This window comes from Pseudoxanthomonas beigongshangi (assembly GCF_016820515.1).
In the GTDB taxonomy this organism is placed as follows: domain Bacteria; phylum Pseudomonadota; class Gammaproteobacteria; order Xanthomonadales; family Xanthomonadaceae; genus Pseudoxanthomonas_A; species Pseudoxanthomonas_A beigongshangi.
The window spans coordinates 1-336 of record NZ_JADHDV010000067.1 but is presented as its reverse complement, the minus strand read 5'-3'; the positions used below and the strand labels follow the sequence as shown (position 1 = coordinate 336).

At 59.8% G+C, this 336-nt stretch carries 1 pseudogene; it reads right to left on the bottom strand.

The features are described 5' to 3' along the window. Nucleotides 1–279: pseudogene (locus IQ458_RS19475) on the bottom strand (transposase); the annotation flags it as partial. Nucleotides 280–336 lie beyond the last annotated feature (57 nt).

Sequence of the window (336 nt, the reverse complement as noted above, 5' to 3'; positions counted from 1 at the left end):
TTACCCCTTGGCAAAGTACGCGGCGGCCTTTTTTAAAATGTCGCGCTCCTCTTCGGCGCGACGCAACTCGGCACGCAGCCGGGCGTTCTCCTGGACTAGGTCAACGCTCTTCTTGGCCTTGCGTACTTCGCGGCTGATCCCGCGCTCGCGCAGCCAACCGTAGAGGCTGTGCGATGACACGCCAAGCCGATCGGCAACTTCAGTGACGGGGTAACCACGCTCGCTGACCTGCTTGACCGCCTCGGCCTTGAACTCGTCTGTGAATCGCTTGCTCGCCATAGATCCTCCGATCCTCAAAAGACACTATCAGGTGTCTACGGAATCGGGGGCGTACCA